Below are 4,587 nucleotides of genomic sequence, written 5' to 3' on the forward strand. Positions count from 1 at the left end.
ATCTCAGCGCCCATCAGATACTGAAGGCTCATCGCATCGATCAACAGGGTCACGCCATTCTTGTTCATCTGCGTGTCGTCTTCATTCACCGCCTCATCAAAGGTGAAGCCATACTGAAACCCAGAGCAGCCGCCGCCCTGCACAAACACGCGCAGCTTCAACTCCGGATTGCCCTCCTCGGCAACCAAGTCTCGCACTTTGTCGGCGGCACTGTCGGTAAAGACCAGCGGCACCGGCATGTCGGAGGCACCGGCCACGGCGGATTCAAGAACTGCGCTCATACGGATTCCTAATGTGTTGACGCTGGCGAATTATCTCCCAGCCATACGGTCAAGTATTGGGCCGAATGATGCCATCCCAAGACTTGCCCCTGCGTAGTGCCAGGGCATTTAGGCACGCCACAAATGAACAAGGCCGCTTCGCAGCGGCCTTGTTGCCTGAGCCCGCCGCACAAGTGCGCCGGGACAGCAGATCGATCAGCGCTTGCTGAACTGCTTCCGGCGACGAGCGCCGTGCAGACCGACCTTCTTACGTTCGACTTCACGCGCATCACGCGTCACGAAGCCAGCACGGCTCAGTTCCGGCTTCAGCGTCGCGTCGTAGTCGATCAGCGCGCGAGTGATGCCGTGGCGCACTGCGCCAGCCTGGCCCGACTCACCACCACCGTGGACGTTCACCTTGATGTCGAAGGCTTCGCCATTGTTCGTCAGCAGCAGGGGCTGCTTGGCGATCATGATCGAAGTCTGACGGCCGAAATACTGCTCGACAGGCTTGCCATTGACGATGATTTGGCCCGTGCCCTTCTTGATGAAGACACGTGCGACCGACGACTTGCGGCGCCCGGTACCATAGTTCCAGTTTCCGATCATCACCGCTCCTTAGATTTCCAGAGCCTTGGGCTGCTGGGCGGCGTGCGGATGCGTACCACCTGCATAGACCTTCAGCTTCTTCACCATGGCATAGCCCAACGGACCCTTGGGCAGCATGCCCTTCACAGCCTTCTCCAGGGCACGGCCCGGATGCTTGGCTTGCATGTCCTTGAACTTGGTGGCGTAGATACCGCCCGGGAAGCCCGAGTGACGGTAGTACACCTTGTCATTGGCCTTGTTGCCCGTGACGCGCAGCTTGTCTGCGTTGATGATGACGATGAAGTCACCGGTGTCGACGTGAGGCGTGTAAATGGCCTTGTGCTTGCCGCGCAAACGGAGTGCCACTTCGCTGGCAACACGTCCGAGCACCTTGTCGGTGGCGTCAATCACAAACCACTCGTGCGTCACTTCGGCCGGCTTGGCGCTGAAGGTCTTCATGAGTAACTTTCGTGTGCCCTTGGCCTAACAGACCCAGGGCGATTCTTGGCTGATGTTCAAGTGCTTGGCTCCGCCACGTTCGGTGTCGCTTATGCAGGCGACCTCTCACATGAGACGAAAAAACACCCCTCCCCACAGCCAACTTATGGGGAGCCCGTGAGTGTAGCAGAAGCACGTCCAAATCCAAAATGCCGAATCCAGATTCACGCATGAGCGGGAAAGGCCGGGTAGGATTAGGGAAACCACGTATGAGGTCCACCATGACGAGCACGACGCCAAGCCCAGCCAGCGCACCAGACAGTGCGTCTGCAGATGCGGCGCCTCAGCCATGGAATCCAGTGGCAGCTTTGCAGCGCTGGGCAGCCTGGGTGCCCATTCGTTCGCTGTCCCGTCGCCACCGCCGCCGCATCAAGCAACACCTGCTGCTCTTGAGCGCACGGGATCGATACTTGCGCTTTGGCTACCCAGCAACCGACGAGCAGATTGGCAAGTACGCGATGGGCCTAGACCTCGACCGAGATGAGGTGCTGGGCATCTTCAACCGGCGCCTTGAACTGGTGGCCATGGCTCACCTCGCATACGCGCCGACACCACAGATCCCTGGCAAGCCAGCCATGGCCGAGTTTGGTGTCTCGGTGCTGGACAAGGCACGCGGACGTGGCTTTGGTGCGCGCCTGTTCGAACATGCGGCATTGCATGCCCGCAATCGCGGCATCGACACCTTGTTCATCCATGCGCTGAGCGAGAACGCGCCCATGCTGGCTATTGCGCGAAAAGCCGGCGCCGTGGTCGAGCGAGACGGCAGCGAATCCGAAGCATGGCTGCGCCTTTTGCCCGACACCGTCGCATCGCATGTCGGAGAGGCTATCGAGCGCCATGTCGCTGAGCTGGATTTCCAATTCAAGCGCCATATCCGTGTACTCGGCGACATCATTGACGGCGTCGGCGAGGTTCGAGCCCAGTTTGACAACACTGGAACGGCCGCCAAGGAGTGAGCCACTAGCCCTTCTGGCCGGGTCGCCAACCCGCGTTCCCGGGGGTTGCCCCATGCCCGCTTATCACATGTTTCCGTTACATTCCGAAGGATAAGCACCTCATGAAGGGTGCAATTTCCGCCACAACGGGCCACGAGGGATATGCAAACACTCATTCCGTGGGTCATTGCGCTGCTATCCGGCGCCGGACTGCTGGTGATTGGAATCATCTGGGCTTGGCGCCGTCCGAGCAGTAACGCGAAGCAGCTCCCTAGCGAATGGGCTCTCAGCGCCAGGCCGGTCTTCAGCACCGACGAACGGCGCGTCTACCGCCTGCTCCGCGAGGCACTGCCCCACCACGTCATCCTTTCAAAGCTGCCGCTGGTGCGCTTTTGCCAGCCGACGGAAGCCAAGCAGGTGCGCTACTGGTTCGACTTGCTGGGCTCCATTCACGTGACCTTCGCAATCTGCAGCCCTAACGGTCGCGTGCTGGCGGTGATTGATCTGGACACTGAGCGAAACTCGACAGGCCGCAGCCTGCAGATCAAGCAGTCGGTGCTCGCTGCGTGCCGGGTGCGCTATCTGCGCTGCCCGATTGACAACCTACCCAGCGCCGCTGAGCTGCAATTGCTGGTTCCTTTCAGCAGCAGTGCCTCGCGTGGCCCACAGCCGGCACCCGCGCCGGCAATGACACCTTCTCGCCAAGCCGGCCTGGTTGGGAGGCAACCGCGCCGGAATGGCCGCGACTCGCTGTGGCAGGACTCGTCGGTGTTCCATGACTCATTCTTCGTTCCGGACAGTCGCTACGAAAGCATGGGTGCCGGCGGCAATGAAGGAATGTCGACTCGCTCAGAAATGCCCTCCGGGTTTCGCCACAGTCGCAGTTTTGCCGAGCCGCTCGGCGCCGACTCGCAATACCCGGACGAAGCGCCCAACGATATCGTCGGCGTCGTGGTCGACTCCCCGCGCTACGGCCGCCGCTAAACTGAGCAGCCCAGCACGCAACGGCGCTGGACCTCAGGGTTCAGCGCCGTTCCTCCATTGCGATCGATGAACCCCACCCCCGATGACAGCTTTGCCAGCCTGACACCCGACTTCATGCTGGACGCGCTGGATGCGGCCGGGCTGCGTTGTGACGGCCGCATGCTGCAGCTCAACTCCTACGAGAACCGCGTGCTGCAGGTGCATCTGGACGACGGCCGCATTGCCGTTGCAAAGTTCTACCGACCGGGCCGCTGGACCGATGCCCAGATCCTTGAAGAGCATGCCTTTGCGCTTGAGCTCGCGCAGGCCGAAGTGCCGGTCGCGCCGCCTTGGACACTCGACAGCCAGTCCGCAGCGCTCATGCTGAGCGGCAACCCGTCTACGCTGGCCCACATGCAAGGCCAGCGCTTTGCCGTCGCGGCACGTCAAGGCGGCCGGGCGCCTGAGCTTGAGGATGCCGAAGTTCTGAGCTGGATCGGCAGGCTTCTGGCACGTCTGCACACGATTGGCGCACGGCAGGCCTTCACTGAGCGCGTCAGCTGGGCAAGCGCGGCGCCGGCCATCGCTGCACGCGACTGGCTGCTGGACCACGACATCCTGCCGCCCGAGATTCGAGGCCCATGGGATGAAGAGGCGCGCCGATGTATCGATGCGATCACCCGCGCCTTCGACGAGTTTCCCGATTTGAGCCTGCTACGCCTGCATGGGGATTGCCACCCCGGCAACATCCTGTGGACCCCGGACCGTGGCCCTCACTTCGTCGACCTCGACGACGCCGTCAATGGTCCAGCGGTGCAGGACTTGTGGATGCTGCTGTCCGGCGACCCGCTCACAGCGCAGCAGCAGTTGTCCGCGGTGCTGAAAGGCTACGAGATGGTGGCCGAGTTCGACCGCCGCGAGCTGCGCTTGATCGAACCACTGCGAACGGTGCGCATGATCCACCACAGCGCCTGGCTGGCCAAGCGTTGGGGAGACCCGGCATTTCCGCAGGCCTTCCCCTGGTTCGGGACGCCCAACTACTGGAACGACCAGGTCAGCAAGTTGCGCGAGCAGCTGGAGGCGATGCAGCCCCAGGCGGCCATCAGCAGCGCACCGCCGGATGAAGAACCCTATGAATTCTGGGATGCCTGAACGCCTGAGCGCTCAAACATCCCAGCAGCCCTGGCCCGATCAGCCGAGCAGCATCGCGTTGACACGTTTCACGTAGGCCGCCGGATCCTCCAGGCTACCGCCTTCGGCCAGCACCGCCTGATCGAACAGCACCTGCGCCAGATCGTCGAAATGCGCGCTGGACTCGAGCTTCTTCACCAGCGCATGCTCGG

Annotated in this window: 6 protein-coding genes; 3 read left to right on the plus strand and 3 right to left on the minus strand. The window is 62.0% G+C overall.

Annotation, left to right across the window (positions count from 1 at the left end; translation table 11 throughout):
- The 3 genes from erpA to rplM form a co-directional block, all read right to left on the minus strand.
- Positions 1-281, minus strand: a 281-nt coding sequence (erpA, locus tag ACIQ67_RS19800) for an iron-sulfur cluster insertion protein ErpA (RefSeq protein WP_397536091.1), incomplete at its 3' end; no start/stop codon positions are given.
- A gap of 195 nt (positions 282-476) precedes the next feature.
- A complete protein-coding gene (rpsI, locus tag ACIQ67_RS19805; protein ID WP_397536092.1) occupies positions 477-869 on the minus strand; it encodes a 30S ribosomal protein S9 in 393 nt (130 codons plus the stop codon).
- A gap of 9 nt (positions 870-878) precedes the next feature.
- Positions 879-1,307 (minus strand): 50S ribosomal protein L13, encoded by a 429-nt coding sequence (gene rplM / locus ACIQ67_RS19810; RefSeq protein ID WP_397536093.1) that lies wholly within the window; start codon positions 1,305-1,307, stop codon positions 879-881.
- Between the two features lie 260 nt (positions 1,308-1,567).
- Here rplM and ACIQ67_RS19815 point away from each other — a divergent pair, with 260 nt between their 5' ends.
- From ACIQ67_RS19815 to ACIQ67_RS19825, 3 genes are all read left to right on the plus strand, one after another.
- Positions 1,568-2,302 (plus strand): GNAT family N-acetyltransferase, encoded by a 735-nt coding sequence (locus ACIQ67_RS19815; protein WP_397536094.1) that lies wholly within the window; start codon positions 1,568-1,570, stop codon positions 2,300-2,302.
- Positions 2,303-2,410: 108 nt separating this feature from the next.
- Positions 2,411-3,265, plus strand: coding sequence for a DUF2726 domain-containing protein (locus ACIQ67_RS19820; RefSeq protein WP_397536095.1), 855 nt, complete (start codon positions 2,411-2,413; stop codon positions 3,263-3,265).
- A 66-nt stretch (positions 3,266-3,331) separates the two neighbouring features.
- Positions 3,332-4,396 (plus strand): serine/threonine protein kinase, encoded by a 1,065-nt coding sequence (locus tag ACIQ67_RS19825; protein WP_397536096.1) that lies wholly within the window; start codon positions 3,332-3,334, stop codon positions 4,394-4,396.
- Positions 4,397-4,587: the final 191 nt, after the last annotated feature.

Origin of the sequence: Roseateles sp., from assembly GCF_044373315.1 — a bacterium.
Lineage (GTDB): Bacteria > Pseudomonadota > Gammaproteobacteria > Burkholderiales > Burkholderiaceae_C > JACDQM01.

Excerpts from the sequence above, each read along its gene's own strand:
- rpsI (WP_397536092.1), bottom strand. The coding sequence starts at position 869 with ATGATCGGAAACTGGAACTATGGTACCGGGCGCCGCAAGTCGTCGGTC.
- rplM (WP_397536093.1), bottom strand. The coding sequence starts at position 1,307 with ATGAAGACCTTCAGCGCCAAGCCGGCCGAAGTGACGCACGAGTGGTTT.
- ACIQ67_RS19815 (WP_397536094.1), top strand. The coding sequence starts at position 1,568 with ATGACGAGCACGACGCCAAGCCCAGCCAGCGCACCAGACAGTGCGTCT.
- ACIQ67_RS19825 (WP_397536096.1), top strand. The coding sequence starts at position 3,332 with ATGAACCCCACCCCCGATGACAGCTTTGCCAGCCTGACACCCGACTTC.